Here is a 24711-nt window from a genome sequence, read left to right as displayed (position 1 = left end):
GCCGTCCGGTGCCGGCCAGTCAGCGGCCGCCGGGCCCGCCGCCTGGGCGATCCGGTGCGCGAGGGCGAGCAGCCGTTCGTCGCCGTCGCGGACCTGCTGTTCGGCGGCGCGCCGCAGGTCGGCGAGGTGCTCCTCGACGGCGGCGAAGCGCCGGGTGTCGAAGAGCCGGCCGAGGAGCTTGCCGCGCGCCTCGGCGTCGGCGCGCAGGAAGCGGGCGAAGTCACCCTGCGGCAGCAGCACCACCTGACAGAACTGCTCCCGGCTCATCCCGAGGAGCTGGGTGATCTCCTCACCGATCTCCTGGTGGGACTTGCTCAGCCCCCGCCAGACACCGCCCGCCGCGTCGTACTCGCGCAGCAGGGACTGGGCCTTCTCCTTGGTGAAGCCGGTCCCCCGCTTCTTGGGGCGCAGCTGTTCGGGCCGCCGGGTGATCTCCAACCGCCGCCCCGCGACGGTGAGTTCGAGCACCACTTCGGTGGACGTACCGGCCGGGGCGTGGTCGCTGCGCAGCGAGGTCCCGGGGCTCTGGCGGGCGCCGGGCACCGCCCCGTACAGCGCGTAGCACACCGCGTCGAGGACGGAGGTCTTGCCCGCGCCGGTGGGCCCGTGGAGCAGGAAGAGGCCGGCCTGCGACAGCGCGTCGAAGTCGACGGTCTGGGTGGTGCCGAAGGGGCCGAAGCCGGTGATGTCCAGCCGGTGAAGCCTCACCCGGCCACCTCGCGGCGCGCCATGTCCGTCCGTACGTCGTCGAAGGCGCGGTACAGCGCCGCGCGCTCCGGCTCGTCGGGGCCCGCCCCGCCGCGTACATGGGCCACGAAGTCCTCCGCGATCTGCTGGTCGCTGCGGTCGCGCAGGCGCCGCGCGTACGAGGCGAGGGGTTCGTCGTCGGGGCGCTCGGGCGCGAACACGAGGCTGAGGGTGTGGGGGAAGCGTTCGGTGAGGCGGGCCATGGGCTCGGCCGGGCGGGTGGCGTCGGTGAGGGTCGCCTCGACCCAGGCGTCCTCGTGCCGCGTCAGGCCGGGGTCCGCGAGGAGGTCGTCGAGCCGGCCCCGGATGCGGGCGAGGGGCCTGGGAACGGGGCAGTCGAGCCGCTCGGCGGTGATCCCGCCGTCCCCGTCGAGGTCGACCAGCCACATGGTCTTGCGGTGGTCGGCCTCGGAGAAGGAGTACGCGAGGGGCGAACCGGAGTACCGCACGCGGTCGGTGAGCGCCTGGCTGCCGTGCAGGTGCCCGAGGGCGACGTAGTCGACGCCGTCGAACACGCCGGCCGGGACGGCGGCCACGCCGCCGACGGTGATGTCGCGCTCGCTGTCGCTCGGTTCGCCGCCGGCGACGAAGACGTGGGCGAGGACGACGGAGCGGGTGCCGGCGGGCCGCCCGGCCAGGTCGGCGCGGACCCGTTCCATGGCGGCCGACAGTACCGCCTCGTGACCGGCCTTCCGCGCGCCGAACTCGTCCCGCACGAGGGCCGGTTCGAGGTAGGGCAGGCCGTAGAAGGCGACATCGCCGTGCGGGTCGGTCAGCACGACGGGGGTGCCGACGGCAGCCGGGTCGGTACGCAGGTGGATTCCGGCGCGCTCGATCAGGCCCGCGCCGACGCCGAGCCTGCGGGCGGAGTCATGGTTCCCGGAGATCATCACGGTGGGTACGCCCGCCTCGGCGAGCCGGTGCAGTGCCGTGTCGAACAGCTCGACGGCGGGCAGCGGCGGCACCGCGCGGTCGTAGACGTCCCCCGCGACGAGTACGACGTCGACGTCGTGCGCGCGCACGGCCGCCACGAGGTGGTCCAGGAAAGCGGACTGGGCCTGGAGCAGGCTGACCCGGTGGAACGACCGCCCGAGGTGCCAGTCCGAGGTGTGCAGCATCCTCAAGGTCCCGCTCCGACCTGCATGTTCACCGCTCCTCCACCCCCGGCACCGGCCGAACCGGCACGGGCCCCCTGCCGACCGCGACCACGCGGACGCCGGTCGGCACCTGATCCGTCACGGGCATCAGTCTGCCATCGGTGGCGGACCCGGCTGTCCTCAGGCGGTGGCCGGGGGGCCGGTGACCGTCACCTCGGCGGGGCGCAGGAGGTGGTCGCCGACCCGGTATCCCGGGCGCACGATCTCGGTGCAGACCGGCCGCTCGGCATGGTCGGAGCGGTGGTAGGAGACGGCTTGGTGGACGCGCGGGTCGAACGGCTCACCCACCGCGCCGAAGACCGCCAGGCCCAGGGCGGCGAGCTCACTGTCCAGCGCCCGGGCGACGCGCTGGAAGCCATCGGTGAGCTCGCCCTGCCGGGCGGCCTCCGAGATGGCGTCCAGCACGGGCAGCAGCCGGCGCAGGACGTTGGCCACGGCCACCTCGCGCACCGCGAGGCGGTCGCGGTGGACCCGGCTGCGGTAGTTGTCGTACTCGGCCTTCAGCCGCTGGAGGTCGGCGGTCCGCTCGGCAAGCGCCACGGCCAGCGCCGCGACGCCAGGCGGCGGCTGTTGCGGCTGCGGCGCCGTCTGCTCGGCCGGCAGCTGTAGCTGCGGCGCTGACTGCTGCGACTGCGGCTGCTGCGCCGACTGCTCGGGCGGCTGCTGCGGCTGCGCCGTGTGCTCCGGCTGTGCCGACTGCTCGGGCGGCTGCTGGGACGGCGCCACGTGGTCCTGCCGGTGCGGCGGGCGCAGCTCCGAAGCCGCAGGCTCCGCCGCCTGCGGTTCATGCAGCGCCCGCTGCCCAGGGTGCCGCTCGTGGTCCTGCGGCGGCTGTGCCGACTCCTGCCGCGGCTGTCTCTGCCGCGCCGTGTGGGGGTCCGGCGCCGCGTGCTCGTGCGCCTCCGGCGCGTGCGGCACCGGCTGCTCACCGTGCGGCCGTCGCACCTGGGGCTCCGCCTCCTGCGGGGGGCCGGCGGGGCGTACGGGCGTGGGCCCCGGCTCCAGCTCGCGGCGGCGGGTCGCGGGGGTTCCGGACGGGCCGGGCGCGGCCGGGGCGATCATCGGTGGCGGGTCGGTGCGGCCCCTCACCGTGGTCAGCCTGGGCGTGCCCTGCCTCATCCTCCGCCTCCTTGCCGCCGGTCCTCGTCCACGATCTCGGCGTCGACCACGTCGTCCTCGCCCTGCGCGCCCGCGCCGCCGCCCTGCGAAGCCTCACCGGCCCCGGAGGCGTCCGAGGCGTCCGCCGACGCGCCCGCCCCGCCCTGGGCGGCCCTGGCCTCCGCGTACATGGCCTGGCCCAGCTTCTGGGAGACGGCCGCGACCTTCTCGGTGGCGGTACGGATCTCCGCGGTGTCCTCGCCCTTCAGCTTCTCCTTGAGCTCGGAGACGGCCGCCTCGACCTCGTTCCTCACCTCGCCCGGGACCTTGTCCTCGTTGTCCTTGAGGAACTTCTCCGTCTGGTAGACCAGCTGCTCGCCCTGGTTGCGGGTCTCGGCGGCCTCGCGTCGGCGGCGGTCCTCCTCCGCGTGGCGTTCCGCGTCGCGGACCATGCGGTCGATGTCATCCCTCGGCAGCGCAGAGCCGCCGGTGACGGTCATCTTCTGCTCCCTGCCCGTGCCCAGGTCCTTCGCGGTCACGTGCATGATGCCGTTGGCGTCGATGTCGAAGGAGACCTCGATCTGCGGCACACCGCGCGGGGCCGGCGGAAGGCCGGTCAGCTCGAACATGCCGAGCTTCTTGTTGTACGCCGCGATCTCGCGCTCGCCCTGGTAGACCTGGATCTGCACCGACGGCTGGTTGTCCTCCGCCGTCGTGAAGATCTCCGAACGCTTCGTCGGGATCGTCGTGTTGCGCTCGATCAGCTTCGTCATGATGCCGCCCTTGGTCTCGATACCCAGGGACAGCGGGGTCACGTCGAGCAGCAGGACGTCCTTGACCTCACCCTTGAGGACACCCGCCTGGAGCGAGGCACCGATGGCGACGACCTCATCGGGGTTCACACCCTTGTGCGGGTCCTTGCCGGTCAGCTCCCGGACGAGGTCCGTGACGGCCGGCATCCGGGTCGAGCCGCCGACCAGGATGACGTGGTTGATGTCGGACACCTTGATACCGGCGTCCTTGATCGCATTGTGGAAGGGGCCCTTGCAGCGCTCCAGCAGATCGGCGGTCAGCTGCTGGAACTGGGCGCGCGTGAGCTTCTCGTCCAGGTGCAGCGGGCCCTCGGCCGACGCGCTCAGGTAGGGCAGGCTGATCGTGGTCTCCGTCGTGGCCGACAGTTCGATCTTCGCCTTCTCGGCGGCCTCGCGGAGCCGCTGCGTGGCCATCTTGTCCTTGGACAGGTCGATGCCGTACGCGTTCTTGAACCGCTGCGCCAGGTGGTCGACGATCCGCTGGTCCCAGTCATCACCACCGAGGTGCGTGTCACCGTTGGTGGCCTTCACCTCGACCACGCCCTCACCGATCTCCAGCAGCGACACGTCGAAGGTGCCGCCGCCGAGGTCGAAGACCAGGATCGTCTGGTCGTTCTCCTTGTCGAGGCCGTACGCGAGGGCGGCGGCGGTCGGCTCGTTGATGATGCGCAGGACGTTCAGGCCCGCGATCTCACCGGCCTCCTTGGTCGCCGTGCGCTGGGAGTCGTTGAAGTACGCCGGTACGGTGATCACGGCGTCCTTCACTTCCTCGCCGAGGTAGCTCTCCGCGTCGCGCTTGAGCTTCTGCAACACCCGTGCGGAGATCTCCTGGGCGGTGTACCGCTTGCCGTCGACGTCGCCGTGTTCGGGGAAGCGCCAGTCCGCCTCGCCCATGTGCCGTTTCACGGACCGCACCGTGCGGTCGACGTTGGTCACGGCCTGCCGTTTGGCCACCTCGCCGACCAGGACGTCCCCGTTCTTCGCGAAGCCGACCACGGAGGGGGTGGTCCGCGCTCCCTCCGTGTTGGTGATCACCGTTGGCTCGCCGCCCTCCAGGACGCTGACCACCGAGTTCGTCGTACCGAGGTCGATACCCACTGCGCGCGCCATCGCCGTCTCCTCAGCTCACGGTCCCGCGGTTCTCACCTCACTGACGTCCACGAAATGTGCATAGGACGTCACCCCTCACCTGTCAAGATGACCCTATTTCCGGCGTTATACACCCCCACACGCCCCCAAAGCCGCCCTCAGGCGTCCCCGTACGCCTCGCCGCCCAGTTCCAGGCGGGCCGTTCCGGCGGTCGCGTCCGCCAGCCAGGCGCGGAAGGTGTCGACGTCGGCGTCGGGCAGCCCGACCTCGACCGTGACGGCCTCGGCATACCGCACCTCGCGCACCGCCCGCCCGGTCGCCCGCAGGTCGTTCTCCAGCTTCCCGGCCCTCTGGTGGTCGACGGTCACGGTGGCGAGCCGGAAGCGCTGCCGGGTGAGGGTGCCGAGCGCGTCCAGCGCCTCGCCGACCACACCCCCGTACGCCCTGATCAGCCCGCCCGCGCCGAGTTTCACGCCCCCGTAGTAGCGGGTGACGACGGCGGCGACGTACCGCACCTCGCGGCGCATGAGCATCTGGAGCATGGGCACGCCGGCGGTGCCGCCCGGTTCGCCGTCGTCGCTCGCCTTCTGTACGGCGGCGTCGCGCCGATGACGTACGCGAAGCAGTTGTGGGTCGCGGTCGGGTGTTGCCTGCGGACGCGGGCGACGAAGTCCTGGGCCTCCTGCTCGGTCGCGGCGGGCGCGAGGGCGCAGATGAAGCGCGATCGGTTGATCTCGGTCTCGTGTACGCCCTCGCGGGCGACCGTCCGGTACTGCTCCTGCATCCCGCCACCCTATGCGCGGCCGCGCACGGGGAAGGAGCCGGGAAGGAATCGCGCCGGGCGGGGGTTGCCGCACACGGACCGCACGTCCTAGGCGCCCACAGTCCGCGCACAGACCGCTATCCACTATCCACGGGAGGCACAGCGTGCAGAGCGAGATGGAGACCATCCGCAAGATCCTGACCGAGTCCGGGGACACCTGGGCGGTGGTGGGGCTGTCCAACAACCGCTCCCGCGCGGCCTACGGGGTCGCCGCCGTGCTCCAGCGCTTCGGCAAGCGCGTCGTGCCGGTGCATCCGAAGGCGGAGACGGTGCACGGCGAGCAGGGCTATGCCTCGCTCGCGGACATCCCGTTCCCCGTGGACGTCGTGGACGTCTTCGTCAACAGCTCCCTCGCGGGTGCCATCGCGGATGAAGCGGTGGCCAGGGGCGCCAAAGCGGTGTGGTTCCAGCTCGGTGTGGTGGACGAGGCGGCGTACGAACGGACCCGGGCGGCCGGGCTGGACATGGTGATGAACCGCTGCCCCGCGATCGAGATCCCCCGGCTGCGCTGAGGTTTCCTCAGCGTACGGGCGGGATGGAGACGGCCATTGTCATCTCGACCGGCTCCTGGCCGTCGTTGCGGTACGCGTGCGGGACATTGGACTCGAACACGGCGGACGTCCCGGCGGGCACCTGGTGGCGCACGCCGTCGACGACCAGGGTGAGCACGCCCGCCGTGACGTGGAGCAGCTCGGTGGTGCCGTCCGGGTGCGGGTCCGAGGCGCTGGCGTCGCCCGGCATCAGCTTCCACGCCCACAACTCCAGGGGCCCGCGCGCCTCGGCGCCGACCAGCAGGGTGGTGCTGCTGCCGGCCGGAGTCGACCACATGCGTACCGCCTGCTCCTCGGGCACCAGCCGCACCTGCGGGCCCTGCTCGTAGTCGAGGAGCGTGGTGATGGAGACGCCGAGTGCGTCCGCGAGTTTCACCGTGGTGCCGACGCTGGGATTCGTGCGCGCCTGCTCGATCTGGATGATCATGCCCCGGCTGACGCCGGCGCGGGCGGCGAGCGTGTCGAGCGTGAAGCCCCGTTCATGGCGCCAGCGCTTGAGGTTGCGGGCGAGCGACTGCGTGAGCTGGTCGAGGTCCGACACATTCCGTCCAATATTATGAATGACAGAGTTCAATGAGCTGCACTACGGTGTGGTGCACCCCCATGTTCACCGCACTGTACTGCGAGGAAGCCATGACAGCACTGTTCGCCCTGGCCACCAGCCTCCTGTGGGGGCTGGCCGACTTCGGCGGCGGGTCGCTGACCAGGCGCATGCCCGCCCTGACGGTCGTCGTCGCCTCACAGACCGTCGCGGTCGCGGTCCTCGGTGCCGTCGTGGTGGCGACCGGCGGCTGGAGCGAGGCCGGGCCGCTGCTCTGGTACGCGGTGGCGGCCGGCGTCGTCGGCCCCGCGGCCATGCTGGCCTTCTACAAGGCCCTCGCCCTCGGGCCCATGGGCGTCGTCTCCCCGCTCGGCTCGCTCGGCGTCGTCGTCCCCGTCTCCGTCGGGCTGCTGATCGGCGACCGGCCGGGCCTGCCGCAGTTCGCGGGGATCGGCGTGGCGGTGGTCGGCGTGGTGCTGGCGGGCGGCCCGGAACTGCGCGGCGCTCCCGTGCAGCGGCAGGCGGTCCTGCTGACGCTGGTCGCCGCGTTCGGGTTCGGCGCGGTGATGGCCCTGATCTCCGAGGCGTCCACCACGCTCACCGGGCTGTTCCTGGCCCTGTTCGTCCAGCGCGTCACCAACGTCGCGGTGGGCGGAGCGGCGCTGTACGCCTCGGTGAGGCGCGGCGGGCGGGCGCTGCCGGAAGGCGGCGGGATGCGGGTCGTGTGGGGCGCGCTGCCCGCGCTCGCCTTCGTGGGTCTCGCGGACGTCGCGGCCAACGGTACGTACGCCATCGCCGCGCAGTACGGTCCGGTCACCGTGGCCGCCGTGCTCGCCAGCCTCTACCCGGTGGTGACGGCGCTCGCCGCGCGGGCCGTGCTGAAGGAACGGCTGCGGGCGGTGCAGGCGGCGGGGGCGGGGCTGGCGCTGGTCGGCACGGTGCTGCTGGCCGCCGGCTGATCACCTGTCGTCGAGGTCCGCGAGTGCGACCAGCTGCTCCGGCGTGACGTCCCGCGGTACCGGCCGCGGCGCGGGCGTACGCAGCGGCGGCTGCCAGCCGTTCTCGGCGTCCCAGGTGCGTACGACGCGAGCGGGCGCCCCGGCCACCACCGCGTGGTCGGGCACCTCGCCGCGTACCACGGCGCCGGCGGCGACCACCACGTTGCGGCCGAGCCGGGCGCCGGGCAGGACCACCGCTCCGGTGCCGAGCCAGCAGCCGGGGCCTATCTCCACCGGTTCGGAGCGCGGCCACTGCCGGCCGACCGGCTCGTGCGGGTCGTCGTAGCTGTGGTTGGTGGAGGTGATGTAGACGTACGGGCCGCAGAAGGTGTCCGCGCCGATGGTCACGGGCGCGTCGGCGACGACATGGCTGCCGCGCCCGAGGACGACGCCGTTGCCGAGCGTCAGGACCGGGTCGGGACCGAGGTCCAGGCCGGGCAGCATCCCGGCCGTCAGCGTCACCTGCTCGGCGATGATGCAGTGGCCGCCCAGCTCGATCCACTGCTCGCCGAAGACGGTGCCCTGCGGGAAGGCCAGCCGGGTGCCGGCGCCGATACCGCGGAAGCGCAGCCGCCCGGGGCGCTCGGCGGTGACGGCGCCCGTCTCCTGCACCCATCGCCAGCCGCCCTGCACGGCGCGGGCGAGGACCCGGCGCCGCCAGGCGGTCAGGGATGAGAACGTGTTTCTGTTCTTCGGCACCCGCACACGGTAGTCGGCCGGGTGACGGCGGGTCGGCGCCGCGGCCTGTGATGTTCGCCCCACCGTCACCGCCCCGGTGGCCGTCGCTTACGGTTCCCCTGGCGCGACCGAACAGCACGACCGAAACATCACGACCGAACAGCACATGAGCATCCGAGGAGCGGCGATGACAGAGCGGGCGTTGATCACCGGCGTGGGCGGCAAGGAACCGGACGTGCATCCGGACGCGTTCACCGCGCCGACCTCCGTCGTGATCGGCGAGGTGACGATGGCCGCCGGGTCGAGCGTCTGGTACCACTCCGTACTGCGCGCCGACTGCGGCCCCATCGTGCTCGGCGCCGACAGCAACATCCAGGACAACTGCACCGTGCACGTGGACCCGGGCTTCCCCGTCACGGTCGGCGCACGCGTCTCGGTCGGCCACAACGCGGTCCTGCACGGGTGCACCGTCGAGGACGACGTCCTGGTCGGCATGGGCGCCACCGTGCTCAACGGCGCCCACATCGGCGCCGGCTCGCTGATCGCCGCGCAGGCGCTCGTACCGCAGGGGATGCGGATCCCGCCGGGCTCACTGGTCGCGGGCGTGCCGGCGAAGGTGAAGCGGGAGCTGACGGACGAGGAGCGCGAGGGCATCACGCTGAACGCCGCGATGTACCTGGAGCTCGCCAGGGCCCACGCCGAGACCCACAAGACCTGACCGGCCGGCACCCGCGCACGCCTGTGGGCGCCGGCTCGTCACTCGGCCGCGGCCGCCACCGGTTCGGCCGGGGCGGGCGCGGGGGCGGCCGGGGTGGTGGCCGTGGCGGAGCGGGCCTCCGACCGGGCCGCGGCCTTCTTCGCGCGGCTCTTCAGGACCAGCATCGAGGTCAGGCCCACCAGGACGGCGAGGACGAGCCCCAGCCACGAGAAACGCTTCAGCCACGCCTCCGCCACGACGCCCACCGAGTAGATGACGGCCGTGGTGCCGCCCGCCCACAGGATGCCGCCGAAGACGTTGGCGATGAGGAACTTCCAGTACGGCATGCGCAGCACACCCGCCAGCGGGCCCGCGAAGATCCGCAGCAGTGCCACGAAGCGCCCGAAGAAGACGGCCCACATGCCCCACTTCTCGAACGACCGCTCCGCCATGGCGATGTTGGCCTCGCTGAAGTGCTTGGGGAACTTCCCGCCCAGCCAGGTCAGCAGCGGCCGCCCGCCCCTGCGGCCGATGGCGTAGCCGATCGAGTCGCCGATGATCGCCCCGGCCGTGGCGCAGGCGCCGAGGACGTACGGGTCGATGTCGCCGTGCTGGGACGCCAGCAGCGCCGAGCTGACGAGGACGATCTCACCCGGCAGCGGGATGCCGAGGCTCTCCAGCCCGATCACCACCCCCACCAGGAGGTAAATGCTGACCGCCGGGACGGTTTCGAGCCACTCCTGGACGTGCAACGCCGGTTCCTCCGTACTCGTCTGTGCTGCCCGGCGTGCGCGGCGGGGCGCGCACGCCGGGCAGCCTACCGGGTCACGGTGCGAGGACCGTCGCCCGGGCGGAGAGGGGAAGGTCGCGCGAGGAGGTCCCCAGCCACACGGTGCGCGCCCCGGTCCCGAGCACCCAGGCGTGCCGCTGCGGGTCCCAGGAGGACAGGGCACGGGCGGCGATGGGCACGGTGACGTACCGCACCTGCCCCGGCCGCAGCTCCAGGCGCCGGTAACCGGCCAGCACGCGTGTGGCCTGGTCGAGCGTCAGATCCGGCGAGGGCCCGGCGTACAGCTGGGCGACCGTCACTCCGGTGCGCCGCCCCGTGTTGCGGACGGTGAAGCGGGCCGTGAGGCCACCGCCGCGCGCGGGAGTCACGACGAGCCCCGCGTACGCGAACGTGGTGTACGACAGGCCGTGCCCGAACGGGAACAGCGGCTCGACGCCCTCCGCGTCGTACCAGCGGTACCCGGTCCTGATGCCCTCCGAATACTCCTGGATGCCGTCGCTGCCGGGGTAGCGGCGCGGGTTCCCGGCCATCGGGTGGCGGGAGTCGGAGACCGGGAAGGTCTGGGTGAGCCGCCCGCCGGGGTCGTGGTCCCCGAAGAGCACGGCGGCGGTCGCGGCGGCGCCCTCCTGGCCCGGGTAGTACATCTGGAGGACGGCGCCGGTCCGGGCCAGCCACGGCATCGTGACGGCCGATGACGTGTTGAGGACGACGGACGTACGGGGGTTGGCGCCGGTCACCGCGTCGATGAGCGCCTCCTGGTGGCCCGGCAGCGCGAGCGTGGTGCGGTCGCGGCCCTCGGCGGCGTCCTCGTACGCGAACAGCACCACGCTGTGCGCGGCGCGGGCCACGCGTACCGCTTCGGCGACGTCCGCCGCGCGGGTGGCGGCGGTGATGCGGCGCAGCCGGAACAGCTGGCCCTTGGCGCCTCCGGTGGCGGTGACGCGCAGCGTGTGGCGTCCGGGGGTCAGGGCGAGGGTCCGGCGGCGGACCTTCAGACCGTCGGGCGCGGTGGAGACGAGGCCGAATCCCGCGAAGAGTTCGCTCTCGCGGTCCTGGACGGCGAAGAGTTCGGTGCCGTCGAGGAAGACCTTGGGGCGTTCACCGCTGTAGTGGACGATGAAGGTCCACTCGTCGGGGTCCTCGACGGTGAGCGTCCCTTCGTACGCGAATGTCTGTCCGGCCGCGACCTTCTGTGCGTCGAGGCGCTTCGCCTCGCCCGGGAGGGGCTTGCCGTACAGGTCCTCGCCGAGGGCGTACGTGACGCGCGCGTCGCCGCCCGCGCGGGCGGTGATGGCGTCCAGGGGGCTGTCGGCCCGCTCGGGGACGACATGGGCGCTGCCACCGCCGCTGGCGAACGGCAGGGAACCGGTCGGGCCGATGACCGCGACGGAGCGGGCGGCGGGCCCGGTGAGCGGCAGGGTGTCGCGCTCGTTGCGCAGCAGCGTGGCGCCGGCGACGGCGACCCGGTGGGCGAGCCGCGCCCCGGCCTCCCGGTCGCGGGCGGGGCGGGCGGGGGCGGTGCCGTCCAGGAGCCCGAAGCGTCCCATGACGGTCAGGACGCGGCGTACGGAGCGGTCGACGGCGGCCTCGGGCACGGTGCCGTTCTTCACGGCCTCGCGGAGGGGGGCGCCGAACCAGCGGCCGGCGGGCATCTCCATGTCGAGGCCCGCGGTGAGGGACGGCACGGTGCTGTGGGTGGCGTCCCAGTCGCTCATCACCCAGCCGTCGAAGCCCCACCGCTCGCGCAGGATGCCGGTGAGCAGGGCCCGGTTCTCGCAGGCGTGGACGCCGTCCACCTTGTTGTACGCGCCCATCACCGCTCCGGTGCCCGCGGCGACGGCGGCCTCGAAGCCGCGCAACTCCGTCTCGTACAGGGCCTGTTCGGAGATCCGCACGTCGATGGTGGTGCGGTCCTTCTCCTGGTTGTTGAGGGCGAAGTGCTTGACGGTGGCGATCAGGCCCTCGGACTGGATGCCGCGGATCTCCTCGGCGACGAGGTCGGCGGTGAGGAGCGGGTCCTCGGAGAACGTCTCGAAGTTGCGTCCGGCGTAGGGGGTGCGGATCAGGTTCACCATGGGCGACAGCAGGACGTCCTGCCCCAGCGCGCGGCCCTCGTGGCCGATGACCCTGCCGTACTCGTGGGCGAGCGCGGGGTCGAAGGCGGCGGCCAGCATGACCGGGGCGGGCAGCGCGGTGGCGCGCGCCCTGACGCGTACGCCGGCGGGGCCGTCGGCGAGCCGTAGCGGTGGGATGCCCAGCCTGGGTACGCCGGGGATCCAGCCGGCCTGGCCGAGGCTGCGGGGGTCCTTGGCGCCGTGCAGGAACGTGAGCTTCTCGTCGAGGGTGAGGGCGGCGAGCAGTTCGTCGACGCGGCCGGCGGGGGCCGGTGCGGCGGCCCGGGCCCGGGGGGTGAGGGGGCCGGTCACGGCCGCGGCGACCGCGGCCGCCGCGGTGAGCAGGCGGAGTGTGGTCCTCCGCGAGACGTTCCCCCGCGGTTCTGAGGGGTTTTCTTCTGACTTTTCTTCCGACTTTTCTGGCATAAGCGCACTATGCGGGACACAGCGCTTGACATGCCGTCAGACAGGCCGCCCCCGCACCCGAAGAGGGGTGCGGGGGCGGGCCCGGTGCGCGCGTGCCGCGGGCTACGCCTGGGGGCGCAGCGTCCAGACGATGGTCATCTCGCCGGTCACCGCCCCGTCCTCGCGCGTGATCTCGACGTGCACGGGGAACTCGGGGCGCTGCCCGGCGTCCAGTTCCGCGACGACCTCCACCTTGGTGCGACCGAGCGTCGCGGTGGCGGTGACGGGGCCCATCGCGAGCTTCTTGTAGCCGATCTCGGCGTTGACGGCGAGCGGTACGGCCCGGCCCATCTGGTCGCCGAAGGCGCCGATGACGATGGCGCCGCTGGCGGACTCGCCGAGCGTGAACATCGCGCCGGCGTGCGGGCCGCCGAGGTGGTTGTGGAACGGGGCCTGGTCGGGGAGCCGGAGCACAGCGCGCTCGGCGGTCGCTTCCACGACCTCCAGGTTCAGGGTCTTGGCCATGGGGACGGTGGCCAGCAGCATGTCGCCGATGTTCGGCAGGGTCTCGGACATGCCCAGAAGTTACCAGGCAGTAGCATGGCTGGGCACCCCCGTCGTGGGGGCGGGCGTGGCAGCCGTCAACAGGCCCCTCTATGGTTACTCGCCATGTGGCCAGGACAGCAGCCGCCCGGGGGCGAGCAGAACCCGCAGGACCAAAACCCGTACCAGCAGCCGGGGTACCAGCAACAGCCGAACCCGTACCAGCAGCCTGGTTACCCGCCGCAGCCCGGCCAGCAGCCCGGTTACGCACAGCCGGGACAGCCCGGCCAGCCCGGACACGCCGGATACCCCGGCCAGCCCGGGCACCCCGGAGGACCGGGGTACGAGCAGCCCAACCCGTACCAGCAGCCGACCGTCCCGCAGTACGCGGTTCCCGGGCAGCCGCCCGGCCCGCCCATGCCGCCGCGCAAGGACGACGACAAGAAGAAGACGACCATCGTCGCGATCGTCGCGGCGACCGCCGTCGTGGTCGCCGCCGGCGTCACCGGCTTCCTGGTGCTGAAGGACGACGACAAGAAGGCCACGACCGGCGGGGACCCCAAGCCCTCGCAGAGCGCGTCCCAGCCCACCGGCGCCCCGCCGTCCCCGGTCGACAACCCGCGGGACGGGTCGGACACGGCCAAACCGACCATTCCGGGCTGGAAGGTCGTCTACAACCCCAAGCACGGCACCCAGTTCGACGTCCCCGCCGAGTGGGAGGTCTTGGGCGCGGGCACCGGCGTCGGGTTCGAGGACGAGAAGAAGGGCGACGGCAGCCCCCTCGTCACGATGTCGGCACCCGCGGAGTTCATGAGCAAGTGGTGCACCAGCGACAGCAACAAGGACGGCCGCCAGGAGGACAGCGGCCTGGCCATGGTCGGCACCAAGGGCGGCCAGGGCGCCAAGAACACCGCCGAGGCGGCGTACAACGAAGCCGGGACCTGGGTGTGGGCGGGCTACGCGCAGACCGAGCCCAAGGGCACCGTCAAGATCACCAAGGCCGTGCCGTACACCACCAAGTCCGGGCTGACCGGCCACGTCGCGACGGCGACCGCCCTCAACACCAAGAAGGAGGGCAAGTGCGACACGGACGGCAAGTCCATCGCCTTCTCCTTCAAGAACGACAAGGGTGACTTCGCCAGCTGGGTCCTGTACGCCAACACCGGCGTCACGGACGAACTCCCCGACGCGACCATCCAGCAGATCCTCGGCACGGTACGGCTGGCGGGCGCCGGCTCGTAATCGGTTTGGCACAGGGGCGCGTGGCCGGGGATAGTCCGACAGTGAGTTCCCACCGCCCTCTCCGCCTCCGCCTCCGTAGCCGTCACCGCCGCCCCGAGTGGGCCGGGCGCAACTACACACTGCTGACCGCCGCCGCGATCGTGACCAACCTGGGCACCCATGGTGCGCTGATCGCGGCGGCGTTCGCGGTGCTGGAGTCCGGCGGGGACAGCGGCGACGTGGGCCTCGTCGCGGCGGCCCGCACCCTCCCCCTCGTCCTGTTCCTGCTCATCGGCGGGGCGATGGCCGACCGGCTCCCCCGCCACCGGGTCATGGTCGCCGCCAACGCCCTCAATTGCGCCTCCCAGGCGGCCTTCGCCGTCCTGGTCCTGGCCGGTGACCCGCAGCTGTGGCAGATGATGGCGCTCACCGCCCTGTGCGGCACCGGGCAGGCGTTCTTCAACCCCGCCGCCGAGGGGATGCTGCTGTCCAGCGTCAGTGGCGAGCACACGCACCGTGCCTTCGCGCTCTTCCGGATGGCCATGAACGGCGCGGGCATCGGTGGCGCGGCGCTCGGCGGCGCCATGATCGCGGCGATGGGCCCGGGCTGGGTGCTCGCGGTCGACGCGGCGGCCTTCGCCGTGGCGGGCGCGCTGCGCGCGTTCCTCGACGTCAGCCACATCGCGGAGCGGGAGCCGGGCGGCGGGCTGCTGGCCGATCTGCGGGAAGGCTGGCAGGAGTTCGTGGGGCGGCCCTGGCTGTGGTCGATCGTGGCGCAGTTCTCGGTGGTCGTGGCGGTGGTCGGGGCGAGCGAGTCGGTGTACGGACCGCTGGTCGCCAAGGACGAGCTGGGCGGTGCGCGGCCGTGGGGCCTGGCGCTGGCGGCGTTCGGTGTGGGCACGATCGGCGGCGCACTGCTGGTGATGCGCTGGAAGCCACGCCGGATGCTGCTGGTCGGCACCTTGTGCGTCTTTCCGCTGGCGCTGCCGTCGGCGGCGCTGGCCGTGCCGCTGCCCTTGGCCGGCCTGGTGGCCGCCATGGTGGTCTGCGGGGTCGCGCTGGAGATCTTCGGGGTCGCGTGGATGACCGCGCTGCACCAGGAGATACCCGAGGACAAGCTGTCGCGGGTCTCGGCGTACGACTGGTTCGGCTCCACCGCGATGCTGCCGCTGTCGACGGCGCTGGCCGGCCCGGCGGAGAGCCTGTTCGGCCGGTCGGGGGCGCTGTGGGGGTGCGCGGGGCTGGTGGTGCTGGTGACGGCGCTGGTGCTACTGGTGCCGGACGTACGGAATCTGACGCGGCGTACGAAAGAGGTCACCGCCGTCGCGCCTCAGGAGCGTTCAGCCGATGCCGAAGGCCCCCTCGGGCGGCTGGGGTGAGGCGACCGCCTCGGCGTCCCGCACCACGCGCGCGTCGCCGGTGAGGCGCGCCAGCGACGGCCCGTGCTCCACGCGCGCCGGGAAGGCGTCGGCGGCCGTCCGGCGGGCGAGGCGCGCGGTGTCGAGCGGCTGGTGCGAGGCGACGAGCACCGCGTTGCCGAACCGCCGGCCGCGCAGCACGGCGGGCTCGGCGATCAGGGCGAGCTCCTCGAAGACGGCCCCGAAGGTGGCCAGTTGGGAGCGGAGGAACGTGAAGGGCGCGCCGTCCGCGAGGTTGGCGACATAGACCCCGCCCGGGCGCAGCACACGTTCGGCGGCCCGCGCGTACTCGACCGATGTCAGGTGCGCGGGCACCCGTGAGCCGCCGAAGACGTCCGCGATCAACACGTCCGCCGACCGTGCGGGCGCGGCCTCCAGCCAGGCGCGGGCGTCCGCGCCGTGCACGGTGATCCCCGAGCCGTCCGGCAGCGGCAGGTGCTCGGCCACGAGCGCGATGAGCCCGCGGTCGGCCTCGACCACGTCCTGCCGGGAGCCGGGCCGGGTCAGCGCGATCCAGCGCGGCAGGGTGAGCGCCCCGCCGCCCAGGTGCAGGACGTCCAGCGGCTCGCCCTCGTCGGCGGCGCAGTCCACGGCGTGGGCGAGCCGGCGCGCGTACTCGAACTCCAGGTGGGCGGGGTCGTCGAGGTCGACGTACGACTGCGGCGCTCCGTCGACCGTCAGCAGCCAGGCCCGCTTCCGGTCCACGTCGGGCATGAGCTTGGCGGCGCCCTGGTCCACGTCGCGCAGTACGGGAAGCGGCTCGTTCACCGCCCCATTGTGCCCGCCGCCGCGCGGGGCGGCGGCGGGCACTCAGGCGGGCGCTGAGGCGGGGCGCTCAAGCGGCGCCCCCCTCAGGTCAGCCGACCACCTCGGTGACCGTCCCCGCGCCGACGGTGCGCCCGCCCTCGCGGATCGCGAAGCCGAGGCCCGGCTCCAGCGGGACGGCACGGCCCAGCTCGACGGTCATGGTGACGGTGTCGCCGGGGCGTGCGACAGCCGCCTCACCGAGGTCGACGTCACCGACGACGTCCGCGGTGCGGAGGTAGAACTGCGGGCGGTACCCGGTCGTGACGGGCGTGGTGCGGCCACCCTCGCGCCCGGACAGGACGTACACCCGCGCCGTGAAGCGGCTGCTGGGTACGGTGCTGCCCGGGGCCGCCACCACGTGCCCGCGCCGGACCGCGTCACGCGGGACGCCGCGCAGCAGCAGCGCCACGTTGTCGCCGGCCTGGGCGGACTCCATCGGCTTGCCGAAGGTCTCCAGCCCGGTGACGACCGTCTCCACGTCCGCCCCGAGCACCTCCACCCGGTCGCCGACCCGCACCGTGCCGCGTTCGACGGCGCCGGTGACGACCGTGCCGCGTCCGGTGATCGTGAGCACGTTCTCCACGGGCAGGAGGAACGGCGCGTCCACATACCGCACCGGCATGGGCACATACGTGTCCACGGCGTCCAGCAGCGCCTCGATGGCGCCGGTCCAGCGCGGGTCGCCCTCCAGGGCCTTCAGCCCCGACACCCGTACGACGGGGACGGCGTCGCCGCCGTACCCATGGGCGGTGAGCAGCTCGCGTACCTCCAGCTCCACGAGGTCGGTGAGCTCGTCGTCGCCGGCGTCGGCCTTGTTGAGGGCGACGACGATGTGGTCGACGCCGACCTGGCGGGCGAGCAGGACGTGCTCGGCGGTCTGCGGCATGATCCCGTCGAGCGCGGAGACGACGAGGATCGCCCCGTCGAGCTGCGCGGCGCCGGTGACCATGTTCTTGACGTAGTCGGCGTGGCCGGGCATGTCGACGTGCGCGTAGTGGCGGGTGTCCGTCTCGTACTCGACGTGCGCGATGTTGATGGTGATGCCGCGCTGCGCCTCCTCGGGCGCCCGGTCGATCCGGTCGAACGACACATACGAAGTGGGGCTGCCGGTCCCGCGCTCGCTGAGGACCTTGGTGATGGCGGCGGTCAGGGTGGTCTTGCCGTGGTCGACGTGGCCCATGGTGCCGATGTTGAGGTGCGGCTTGGTGCGCACGTATGCCGTCTTGGACATGACTGTCTGCGGTTCCTTCCCGGAACTCGAAGCATCGAAAGAGGACCCCTGGGCCTTGCCGACCCTCCCCCTGTGGGGTCCGCCGGACGGTCCGGGAAGGGTCAGCTTCGGTCGCCGTCGAGAACGGCCGGGAGCAGGACGGCAGCCTTCGGCGCGTCCGCGACTGCGGACGGCGCTGCGAGGAAGGCGTACCGGAACATGCCGCTGATCATGTCTCGGCCCGGGGTGCGCGTCGACCGATTTTCGGTGCCGGCGGGGCGGGTGGTGCGGGTGCGGCCGCCGGGGCGGGCGGATCGTGCATGCGGCGGACGTTACGGCGATCACGGGGCGCCGTCGGTTAGTCTCCCCGGATGCTCGACCCCGTCACCAGGCCCCAGGCCGGTCTCGCCGTCCGCTGTTCCCGGGCGCTCATGTCCCCGTGGTCGCGGCTGTCGCTGCTCCTCGTGGTCCTGGCGTCCGCGGCGGTGACGGTGGTGATGTACGAGCCGCAGCGGCTGCTGTCCGCGGGCTGGCCGCCGCAGGTGAGCGGTGCGGGCGCGGTGGTGCTGTTCGCGATGGCGTACGGGCTGTGCACCGCCGCCTTCGTACCGAGGCCGATCCTGAACCTGGCGGCGGGTGCGCTCTTCGGCTCGCAGGCGGGGGTCGTGGCGGCGGTGGCCGGGACTGTGCTGGGCGCGGGTATCGCGTTCACGCTGGGCCGTGTGCTGGGGCAGGACGCCCTGCGGCCGCTGGTGCGGGGGCGGTGGCTGAAGGCGGCGGACGGGCAGCTGAGCCGGCACGGGTTCCGTTCGATGCTGGCGATCCGGCTGTTCCCGGGCGTGCCGTTCGCTGCCGCGAACTACTGCGCCGCGGTGTCCCGGATGGGGTACGCGCCCTTTCTGCTGGCCACGGCGCTCGGTTCGATCCCGAACACGGCCGCGTACGTGGTGGCGGGCAGCGAGGCCGCGTCGCCGACCTCGCCGGCCTTTCTGTTCGCGATGGGGTTCATCGTGCTGAGCGCGCTCGGCGCGGCGGTGGTCGCCTGGTGCAAGCGGCACCGCCTGCGCGGCCGGTGAATCCGGTGAATTCCGTATCGGCTCCGGGGGGACGGCGGCGGGTCCCGTGGAGGCCTGAGCACGGTCCATTCACCTGGGGACGGTAGTCTGCGCACCGACCGGCCGCCGATCAACGGCCGCCGCCCATTGACCGCACGAGCACATTCGGGACGGCCCTAGCCCCATGAATTGGTTCGAATCGCTCATCCTCGGACTCGTCCAGGGGCTGACGGAGTTCCTCCCCATCTCGTCCAGCGCGCACCTGCGCCTCACCGCGGCCTTCGCGGGCTGGCACGACCCGGGCGCGGCGTTCACGGCGATCACCCAGATCGGTACGGAGACGGCCGTGCTCATCTACTTCCGCAAGGACATCGCGCGGATCGTCTCCGCCTGGTTCCGCTCGCTGACGGACAAGGCGATGCGCGGCGATCACGACGCCCAGATGGGCTGGCTGGTCATCGTCGGCTCGATCCCGATCGGTGTGCTGGGCGTCACGCTCAAGGACCACATCGAGGGCCCGTTCCGTGATCTGCGCCTGATCGCGACGACGCTGATCGTGATGGGCATCGTGCTCGGCATCGCCGACCGGCTGGCGGCCCGCGTCGAGGAGGGCGGGCGGCACCGGGCCGTACGGGAGCGGAAGACGCTGCGTGACCTGGGCGTCAGGGACGGCCTGATCTTCGGCATGTGCCAGGCCATGGCACTGATCCCGGGAGTGTCACGCTCGGGGGCGACGATCAGCGGCGGCCTGCTGATGAGCTACACCCGCGAGGCGGCGGCCCGCTACTCCTTCCTGCTCGCCATCCCGGCGGTGCTCGCATCCGGCCTGTTCGAACTGAAGGACGCGAGCTCGGGCGGCCATGTGTCGTGGGGCCCGACGATCTTCGCGACGATCATCGCGTTCGGCGTGGGGTACGCCGTCATCGCGTGGTTCATGAAATTCATCACGACGAAGAGCTTCATGCCGTTCGTGATCTACCGGATCCTGCTCGGCATCGTCCTGTTCGTGCTGGTGGGGATGGGCGTCCTCAGCCCGCATGCCGGCGAATCCGGCATCTGACCAGGCTCGCTCCGGCCCTGCCGGTCAACCTTCCCGCGCCTCGCGCGGGAAGGTTTCGTGGCGAATCGCACGTCCGTGGAGTAGGGGGTTCGGCCCCCTCTCGGCCTACGCTGGGGTGCATGTCCAAGATTCCGTCGCCCATGGGGGCCCAGCCCGACGCGGCCGCGCTGAACAGTGCGATCCGTGAGCTGTGGGCGCGTGCGGGCGGCGAACTGTCGGCGGACGAGCAGCGGATCTACCAGGCGCTGGTCCTGGCGTGGGCCGCGGCGCAGCAGGGGGATGTCGCCAAGGCGGCCTAGGTTCCGTCCGGCGGGTCACGCCGGATCAAGCACCGTGGTCCGATGCCGTGGGCCGCGACCGGAGAAGCGAGCCCTGCCGGCCGGCCGCCACCGCTTCCCCGACGTCGGTGGTTCCGGATCCCGTTGCCCCCCCGGCCCTCGTCACTGGCCCACCCTTCCATCGATGCACTCGCGCAACAGGTCGGCGTGCCCGCAGTGACGGGCGTACTCGTCGATCCTGTGCACCATCAGCTCCCGAACCGCGATCCCGTCCTTCCCCACCCGCTCGCCCAGATCGGGGTGCTCGGCCAGCGCGGCATCGGTCGCGGCCTGCTCGCGCTCCAGATCGACGTACGCGGCGTCGACCACGGCCTGCTCGGCGACAGCTCCGTCGAAGTCCGCGTCACGCGAGCCGTACAGCTTGGGCAGCGGATCACCGTCGCTGATCCAGTTGCGCCAGTCCCGTTCCACCTCGGCGAGGTGCCGTACCAGGCCGAGCAGCGACATCGTCGACGGCGGAATCGAGCGACGGGCCAGTTGCTCCGCGTCCAGGCCCTGGCACTTCATCCGCAGGGTCAGGCGGTAGTCCGTCAGGAAGTCCTGCAGCGTCGCAAGCTCGCCGTCCGGACTGAGACCTTCGCTGTTGCGGGGGTCGTCGTCCGGGTCGACCCACATGTCGGGGTAGACGGTCGCCTGGCTCCATCGCGCGGGTTGGTCAGTCATGCGTTGCATGTTCGTCTGTGAGGGCCCTAGCTCGCTACCGAGTTCTCGGTTCGAGGTGACGTCATGCAGGCCAGGCCGGTACCCCACGGACGCCGTGCAGGCGACGGCGGGGTGCACGAGGAGGGGACCGGACGAGGAGGGGACCGGGCAGGATCATCCGCAGCCGTGACGGAGCTGACCACACCGGCGCCGGGCGGGCGCAGGTACGGGACCGCAACTGGATCGTCTGCGCCCAGAACATCGCTCCTGGGACGCGCGTCGCCTCCGACACAGCGATCGACTTCGCCGCGGTGAAGCTCGGCGAGAGCCGCTGGCCGGGCAGGGGTGTACCGCAAGCGGGCGGGTCGGCGGGCTGACGGCGAAGACGGCGGCGACGGCGACGGCGAAGACAGGGCAGGGCCGCCGGCAGGGGGGGTGACCGGCGGCCCGATGCCCGGGCCCTCCGGCCCGAACACGCGGAGAAAGCGTCCCGCGCCCGGCGGGCGGGCGCGAGGGTGCGCGGCGCATATATGCATGCATTCCTTTCGCACCCGGTGTGAACCCGTGTCCGCTCAATCCGTGTCCGCCGTCCCGTCCCCGGCTGCGATCATGTGCCGCCCGGCGCACCCTGGTGCCATGGCCTGGCAGGCACCCGTCGTCGTGCACCGCCCCTCCCCCGGTGGCGGGCGGCGTGTCACCGTACGCGGAACGATCGTGGGCCTCGCCCACAACGACGCGGACCTCATGGAGTTCCTGCGGCGTGCCGGGCTCGACGAGGCCGACATCTCGCTGGACGACCCGCATCTCGTGGAGTGGCGCGGCGGCCGCGCCCACCAGTGGGAGGCGGCATGAGGAATGTGCACGGCTCTTGGCCTGTCGCTCCGGCTGCCGGAGACTGAGCCGATGACGCAGCGCGTGAACCTCGCGACCGTGATGGACCGGCTGGCCATCGACGAACTGATCACCCGGTACGCGGTGGCGGTGGACGACGCGGACTGGCCCGGCTACCGGGAGCTGTTCATGGCGGACGCGCACGCCGACTACCGGGACGCGGGCGGCATCGCGGGCACCGTGGCCGAGGTCGCGGACTGGCTGGCGGAGACGATGCGGGCGTTCCCGGTACGCCAGCACCTGATCGTCAACCGGCGGGTGAGCATCGAGGACCTCGGCGGCTACCCCGGCGACAGCGCCGAGGTCTTCGCCGACTACGTGAACCCGATGCGCGGGGACACGGGGGAGGACTTCGTGTCGGGCGGGCGGTACGCCTTCGCGCTGTCGCGCGCGGACGGGGGCTGGCGGCTGCGCACAGTGGTGGTGCACGAGAAGTGGCGACGTGTGACGGGCCCCCTGTCGGCGGAATGACCGACTCCCGCACACTGGAGGCGTCACCGTTTTCACCTGCGTGCCCGTCGGGCGAGGAGGCGCGGTATGCGGATTCCGGTCGGCCGGCGGGTCACGGCGAGGCGGTTGCCGGCCTCCCGCTGGGGGCGGGGTGCGGCCGCGGTGGCCGCCGGGGCGCTGCCCGCGCTCGCGTTTCCGGCCCCTTCCCTGTGGTGGCTGGCGTATGTCGCGCTCGTGCCCTGGATGCTGCTGATCCGCACCGCCGGGACCGCCGGCCGCGCGGCCCTCGACGGCTGGCTCGGCGCCATCGGCTTCATACTGGCCCTGCACCACTGGCTGGCCCCGAGCCTCCATGTGTTCATCGTGGCCCTGGCCGCACTGCTGGGGCTGTTGTGGGCGCCGTGGGGAGTGCTGGTGCGGTGGATGCTGGCGCGTACGCCGTCACGCGCGCGTGGCGTCGCCGCTCTCGCCGTCGTACCGTCCGGCTGGCTGATGGTCGAACTGGTCCGCTCCTGGGAGGGGCTGGGCGGCCCCTGGGGCCTGCTGGGGGCAAGTCAGTGGCAGGTGCCTCCCGCGTTGCGCGTGGCGTCCCTGGGCGGCGTCTGGCTGGTGACCCTGCTGGTGGTGGCGGTCAATACGGCGGTGACCCTTCTGGTGTCGCTTCCCACCCTGCGTACGACGGCCATTGCCGGCGTCACCGTGTGCGCCCTCGCCATGGGCTCGGTGTGGTGGTGGGTGCAGCCACCACCACCGACGGGGCAGGTACGTGTGGCCGTCGTACAGCCCGGAGTCATCAACGGTGTGGGCGGAGCGGAACGCCGGTTCGCCCGTGGCGAGGAGCTCACGCGTCAACTGGCCGGCCAGGACGTGGACCTGGTGGTGTGGGGCGAGAGCAGCGTCGGTGCGGATCTGACGGCCCGGCCGGATCTCGCGGCCCGGCTCGCCGCGCTCTCGCGGCAGGTCGGCGCCGAGCTGCTGGTGAACGTGGACGCGCGCCGCTCCGACCGGCCGGGCATCCACAAGAGCAGCGTCCTGGTCGGTCCCGAGGGGACGACCGGGGATCGGTACGACAAGATGCGGCTGGTGCCGTTCGGCGAGTACGTCCCGTTCCGCTCGGTGCTGGGGTGGGCGACCTCGGTCGGCAAGGCGGCGGACGAGGACCGCAGGCGCGGCACGCGGCCGGTGGTGATGACGGTCGGGGACCAGGGGCTGCGGCTCGGCCCGCTGGTGTGCTTCGAGTCGGCGTTCCCCGACATGAGCCGCCACCTGGCCCGCGACGGCGCCCAGTTGCTGGTGGCGCAGTCGGCGACGTCGACGTTCCAGGACAGCTGGGCGCCCGGGCAGCACGCGTCGCTGGCGGCCCTGCGGGCGGCCGAGACGGGGCGGCCCATGGTGCACGCGACACTGACCGGCGTGAGCGCGGTGTACGGCCCGGACGGTGGCCGCGTCGGCTCCCCGCTCGGTACGGAGCGCAGTGCGGCCGTGGTGTACGACGTTCCGGTGGCTGCCGGGACGACTCCGTACGTACGGTTCGGCGACTGGCCGGTGTACGGCGCCCTGGCCGTCCTGGCCGCGCTGGGCGCCGCCGGGGCCGCGCGGTCGTTCAGGCGGCCTGCTCCAGGGCCTCCCGTACCACCCGCTCGCACAACTCGTGAGTCGCCAGTGCGTCCCGGGCGCTGAGCGTCTTCCCGGCCCGTACCGCGTCGAGGAAGGTGTGCACGGCCTGTTCGATGCCGCGCTGCCGGGCGACGGGCACCCAGTCGCCGCGCCGCCGGACGGTCGGCTGGCCCTTGTGGTCGATGATCTCGGCGAGGTTGAGGACCTGGCGCTTGGTGTCCTGGCCGGACACTTCGAGGATCTCCTCGGTGGAGCCGTTCATCCGGTTCATGATGCCGATGGCGATGAAGCCGTCGCCGGACAGCTGGAGCACGACGTGGTGCATGAGCCCGTCGCGGATCCGGGCGCGTACGTCGGTGTGGTCGACCGGGCCGGGCAACAGGAAGCGCAGGGTGTCGACGACGTGGATGAAGTCGTCGAGGACGAGGGTGCGCGGGTCCTCGGGGAGGCCGATCCTGTTCTTCTGCATCAGGATCAGGTCGCGCGGGTGGTCGAGGCACTGGGCGTAGCCGGGCGCGAGGCGGCGGTTGAAGCCGACGGCGAGGCTCACGCGGCGCCGCTCGGCCAGCTCCACCAGGCGGCGGGAGTCCTCCAGTTCGTACGCCAGCGGCTTGTCGACGTACGTGGGAACGCCGGCCTCCAGCAACCGCGCGGTGATCTCGGGGTGCACGGGGGTCGGGGCGTGCACGAACGCGGCGTCGAGGCCAGTGGCGATCAGCGACTCCAGGTCGCGGTGGCGGCGGTCGGCGGGGACGTGGTAGGTCTCGGCGACTCGGGCCAGCGTCGCCGGGGTGCGGGTCTGCAGGTGCAGTTCGGCTCCCGGGAGCGTGGCCAGCACCGGCAGGTACGCCTTGCGCGCGATGTCGCCGAGTCCGATGCAGCCGATCTTCACGGGGCTCTCCCTATCGCCGTCCTGCCTGCCCGATCCGCTGATCGAGTGCCTGGTCAGAATACGTCTG

24 protein-coding genes and 1 pseudogene are annotated in these 24711 nt (G+C 72.5%); 11 read left to right on the top strand and 14 right to left on the bottom strand.

What is annotated here, in order from left to right:
* The 5 genes and pseudogenes from QWM81_RS21350 to QWM81_RS21330 all read right to left on the bottom strand — a co-directional run.
* Window positions 1-708, bottom strand: a 708-nt coding sequence (locus QWM81_RS21350; protein WP_290113789.1) for an AAA family ATPase, incomplete at its 3' end; no start/stop codon positions are given.
* A complete protein-coding gene (locus QWM81_RS21345) occupies window positions 705-1871 on the bottom strand; it encodes an exonuclease SbcCD subunit D (protein WP_290113788.1) in 1167 nt (388 codons plus the stop codon). The genes QWM81_RS21350 and QWM81_RS21345, both read right to left, overlap by 4 nt.
* Before the next feature lie 153 nt (window positions 1872-2024).
* Complete coding sequence (gene grpE, locus QWM81_RS21340; protein WP_353938329.1) at window positions 2025-3023, bottom strand: nucleotide exchange factor GrpE; 999 nt, start codon at window positions 3021-3023, stop codon at window positions 2025-2027.
* A complete protein-coding gene (gene dnaK / locus QWM81_RS21335) occupies window positions 3020-4924 on the bottom strand; it encodes a molecular chaperone DnaK (RefSeq protein ID WP_290113787.1) in 1905 nt (634 codons plus the stop codon). Before dnaK ends, grpE begins: the two co-directional genes overlap by 4 nt.
* A 137-nt stretch (window positions 4925-5061) precedes the next feature.
* A pseudogene (locus QWM81_RS21330) lies at window positions 5062-5687 on the bottom strand (YigZ family protein).
* Between the two features lie 155 nt (window positions 5688-5842).
* Here QWM81_RS21330 and QWM81_RS21325 point away from each other — a divergent pair.
* On the top strand, window positions 5843-6238 hold the full coding sequence (locus QWM81_RS21325) for a CoA-binding protein (protein WP_290113794.1): 396 nt from the start codon (window positions 5843-5845) through the stop codon (window positions 6236-6238).
* Window positions 6239-6245: 7 nt separating this feature from the next.
* On the opposite strand, the gene QWM81_RS21320 is transcribed toward QWM81_RS21325, so the two are convergent.
* A complete protein-coding gene (locus tag QWM81_RS21320) occupies window positions 6246-6818 on the bottom strand; it encodes a helix-turn-helix domain-containing protein (RefSeq protein WP_290113786.1) in 573 nt (190 codons plus the stop codon).
* A gap of 92 nt (window positions 6819-6910) precedes the next feature.
* On the opposite strand from QWM81_RS21320, the gene QWM81_RS21315 reads away from it, so the two are divergent.
* Entirely contained in the window at window positions 6911-7777 is an 867-nt protein-coding gene (locus tag QWM81_RS21315; protein WP_290113793.1) for a DMT family transporter, read from the top strand.
* On the opposite strand, the gene QWM81_RS21310 is transcribed toward QWM81_RS21315, so the two are convergent.
* On the bottom strand, window positions 7778-8515 hold the full coding sequence (locus tag QWM81_RS21310) for an acyltransferase (protein ID WP_290113785.1): 738 nt from the start codon (window positions 8513-8515) through the stop codon (window positions 7778-7780).
* Between the two features lie 166 nt (window positions 8516-8681).
* On the opposite strand from QWM81_RS21310, the gene QWM81_RS21305 reads away from it, so the two are divergent.
* A complete protein-coding gene (locus QWM81_RS21305; protein ID WP_290113784.1) occupies window positions 8682-9212 on the top strand; it encodes a gamma carbonic anhydrase family protein in 531 nt (176 codons plus the stop codon).
* 38 nt (window positions 9213-9250) lie between these two features.
* Here the strand turns inward: QWM81_RS21305 and QWM81_RS21300 are convergent, their stop codons facing one another.
* The 3 genes from QWM81_RS21300 to QWM81_RS21290 form a co-directional block, all read right to left on the bottom strand.
* Window positions 9251-9943 carry a DedA family protein gene (locus QWM81_RS21300; protein WP_290113783.1) on the bottom strand — a complete coding sequence of 231 codons (693 nt, stop codon included), beginning with the start codon at window positions 9941-9943 and terminating at the stop codon, window positions 9251-9253.
* A 73-nt stretch (window positions 9944-10016) separates the two neighbouring features.
* Window positions 10017-12407 (bottom strand): beta-glucosidase family protein, encoded by a 2391-nt coding sequence (locus QWM81_RS21295; RefSeq protein ID WP_290113782.1) that lies wholly within the window; start codon window positions 12405-12407, stop codon window positions 10017-10019.
* A gap of 216 nt (window positions 12408-12623) precedes the next feature.
* A complete protein-coding gene (locus QWM81_RS21290; protein WP_290113781.1) occupies window positions 12624-13076 on the bottom strand; it encodes a DUF4442 domain-containing protein in 453 nt (150 codons plus the stop codon).
* Window positions 13077-13169: 93 nt separating this feature from the next.
* Between QWM81_RS21290 and QWM81_RS21285 the strand changes: the two genes are divergently transcribed.
* Window positions 13170-14285, top strand: a complete 1116-nt coding sequence (locus tag QWM81_RS21285) for a DUF8017 domain-containing protein (RefSeq protein WP_290113780.1) — start codon at window positions 13170-13172, stop codon at window positions 14283-14285.
* A 41-nt stretch (window positions 14286-14326) separates the two neighbouring features.
* Entirely contained in the window at window positions 14327-15643 is a 1317-nt protein-coding gene (locus tag QWM81_RS21280; protein ID WP_290113779.1) for an MFS transporter, read from the top strand.
* Here the strand turns inward: QWM81_RS21280 and QWM81_RS21275 are convergent.
* Complete coding sequence (locus QWM81_RS21275) at window positions 15605-16450, bottom strand: spermidine synthase (protein ID WP_290113778.1); 846 nt, start codon at window positions 16448-16450, stop codon at window positions 15605-15607. The two genes, QWM81_RS21280 and QWM81_RS21275, sit on opposite strands and share 39 nt — an antisense overlap.
* Window positions 16451-16538: 88 nt before the next feature.
* Entirely contained in the window at window positions 16539-17720 is a 1182-nt protein-coding gene (gene tuf / locus QWM81_RS21270) for an elongation factor Tu (protein ID WP_290113777.1), read from the bottom strand.
* A 350-nt stretch (window positions 17721-18070) separates the two neighbouring features.
* Here tuf and QWM81_RS21265 point away from each other — a divergent pair, with 350 nt between their 5' ends.
* The 3 genes from QWM81_RS21265 to QWM81_RS21255 all read left to right on the top strand — a co-directional run bounded on the left by QWM81_RS21265 (window position 18071) and on the right by QWM81_RS21255 (window position 20113).
* Window positions 18071-18775: a TVP38/TMEM64 family protein gene (locus QWM81_RS21265; RefSeq protein ID WP_290113776.1), complete on the top strand. Its 705-nt coding sequence runs from the start codon at window positions 18071-18073 to the stop codon at window positions 18773-18775.
* 163 nt (window positions 18776-18938) lie between these two features.
* Complete coding sequence (locus QWM81_RS21260; RefSeq protein ID WP_290113775.1) at window positions 18939-19814, top strand: undecaprenyl-diphosphate phosphatase; 876 nt, start codon at window positions 18939-18941, stop codon at window positions 19812-19814.
* 119 nt (window positions 19815-19933) lie between these two features.
* Entirely contained in the window at window positions 19934-20113 is a 180-nt protein-coding gene (locus QWM81_RS21255; protein WP_290113773.1) for a hypothetical protein, read from the top strand.
* Between the two features lie 141 nt (window positions 20114-20254).
* On the opposite strand, the gene QWM81_RS21250 is transcribed toward QWM81_RS21255, so the two are convergent.
* The gene (locus QWM81_RS21250) at window positions 20255-20824 is read right to left on the bottom strand and encodes a DinB family protein (RefSeq protein WP_290113771.1); all 570 of its coding nucleotides are present in this window, start codon (window positions 20822-20824) and stop codon (window positions 20255-20257) included.
* Between the two features lie 606 nt (window positions 20825-21430).
* Between QWM81_RS21250 and QWM81_RS21245 the strand changes: the two genes are divergently transcribed.
* The 3 genes from QWM81_RS21245 (at window position 21431) to lnt (ending at window position 23815) form a co-directional block, all read left to right on the top strand.
* The gene (locus QWM81_RS21245; RefSeq protein ID WP_290113769.1) at window positions 21431-21646 is read left to right on the top strand and encodes a hypothetical protein; all 216 of its coding nucleotides are present in this window, start codon (window positions 21431-21433) and stop codon (window positions 21644-21646) included.
* Between the two features lie 51 nt (window positions 21647-21697).
* Window positions 21698-22156 (top strand): nuclear transport factor 2 family protein, encoded by a 459-nt coding sequence (locus QWM81_RS21240; RefSeq protein ID WP_290113768.1) that lies wholly within the window; start codon window positions 21698-21700, stop codon window positions 22154-22156.
* Window positions 22157-22222: 66 nt separating this feature from the next.
* Window positions 22223-23815, top strand: coding sequence for an apolipoprotein N-acyltransferase (lnt, locus tag QWM81_RS21235; RefSeq protein WP_290113767.1), 1593 nt, complete (start codon window positions 22223-22225; stop codon window positions 23813-23815).
* Here lnt and QWM81_RS21230 read toward each other — a convergent pair.
* On the bottom strand, window positions 23739-24644 hold the full coding sequence (locus QWM81_RS21230) for a Gfo/Idh/MocA family protein (protein ID WP_290113766.1): 906 nt from the start codon (window positions 24642-24644) through the stop codon (window positions 23739-23741). The genes lnt and QWM81_RS21230 overlap by 77 nt on opposite strands.
* Window positions 24645-24711: the final 67 nt, after the last annotated feature.

Origin of the sequence: Streptomyces ficellus (genome assembly GCF_030406405.1) — a bacterium.
Taxonomy (GTDB): Bacteria; Actinomycetota; Actinomycetes; order Streptomycetales; family Streptomycetaceae; genus Streptomyces; species Streptomyces ficellus_B.
The sequence above is the reverse complement of the archived record's forward strand: the minus strand, read 5'-3'. Positions and strand labels throughout refer to the sequence as shown.

Bases quoted from the DNA above. Each gene is read 5' to 3' on its own strand.
- grpE (WP_353938329.1), bottom strand. From the start codon at position 3,023: ATGAGGCAGGGCACGCCCAGGCTGACCACGGTGAGGGGCCGCACCGAC.
- dnaK (WP_290113787.1), bottom strand. From the start codon at position 4,924: ATGGCGCGCGCAGTGGGTATCGACCTCGGTACGACGAACTCGGTGGTC.
- QWM81_RS21325 (WP_290113794.1), top strand. From the start codon at position 5,843: ATGGAGACCATCCGCAAGATCCTGACCGAGTCCGGGGACACCTGGGCG.
- QWM81_RS21315 (WP_290113793.1), top strand. From the start codon at position 6,911: ATGACAGCACTGTTCGCCCTGGCCACCAGCCTCCTGTGGGGGCTGGCC.
- QWM81_RS21305 (WP_290113784.1), top strand. From the start codon at position 8,682: ATGACAGAGCGGGCGTTGATCACCGGCGTGGGCGGCAAGGAACCGGAC.
- QWM81_RS21290 (WP_290113781.1), bottom strand. From the start codon at position 13,076: ATGTCCGAGACCCTGCCGAACATCGGCGACATGCTGCTGGCCACCGTC.
- QWM81_RS21285 (WP_290113780.1), top strand. From the start codon at position 13,170: ATGTGGCCAGGACAGCAGCCGCCCGGGGGCGAGCAGAACCCGCAGGAC.
- tuf (WP_290113777.1), bottom strand. From the start codon at position 17,720: ATGTCCAAGACGGCATACGTGCGCACCAAGCCGCACCTCAACATCGGC.
- QWM81_RS21265 (WP_290113776.1), top strand. From the start codon at position 18,071: ATGCTCGACCCCGTCACCAGGCCCCAGGCCGGTCTCGCCGTCCGCTGT.
- QWM81_RS21260 (WP_290113775.1), top strand. From the start codon at position 18,939: ATGAATTGGTTCGAATCGCTCATCCTCGGACTCGTCCAGGGGCTGACG.
- QWM81_RS21255 (WP_290113773.1), top strand. From the start codon at position 19,934: ATGTCCAAGATTCCGTCGCCCATGGGGGCCCAGCCCGACGCGGCCGCG.
- QWM81_RS21250 (WP_290113771.1), bottom strand. From the start codon at position 20,824: ATGCAACGCATGACTGACCAACCCGCGCGATGGAGCCAGGCGACCGTC.
- QWM81_RS21245 (WP_290113769.1), top strand. From the start codon at position 21,431: ATGGCCTGGCAGGCACCCGTCGTCGTGCACCGCCCCTCCCCCGGTGGC.
- QWM81_RS21240 (WP_290113768.1), top strand. From the start codon at position 21,698: ATGACGCAGCGCGTGAACCTCGCGACCGTGATGGACCGGCTGGCCATC.
- lnt (WP_290113767.1), top strand. From the start codon at position 22,223: ATGCGGATTCCGGTCGGCCGGCGGGTCACGGCGAGGCGGTTGCCGGCC.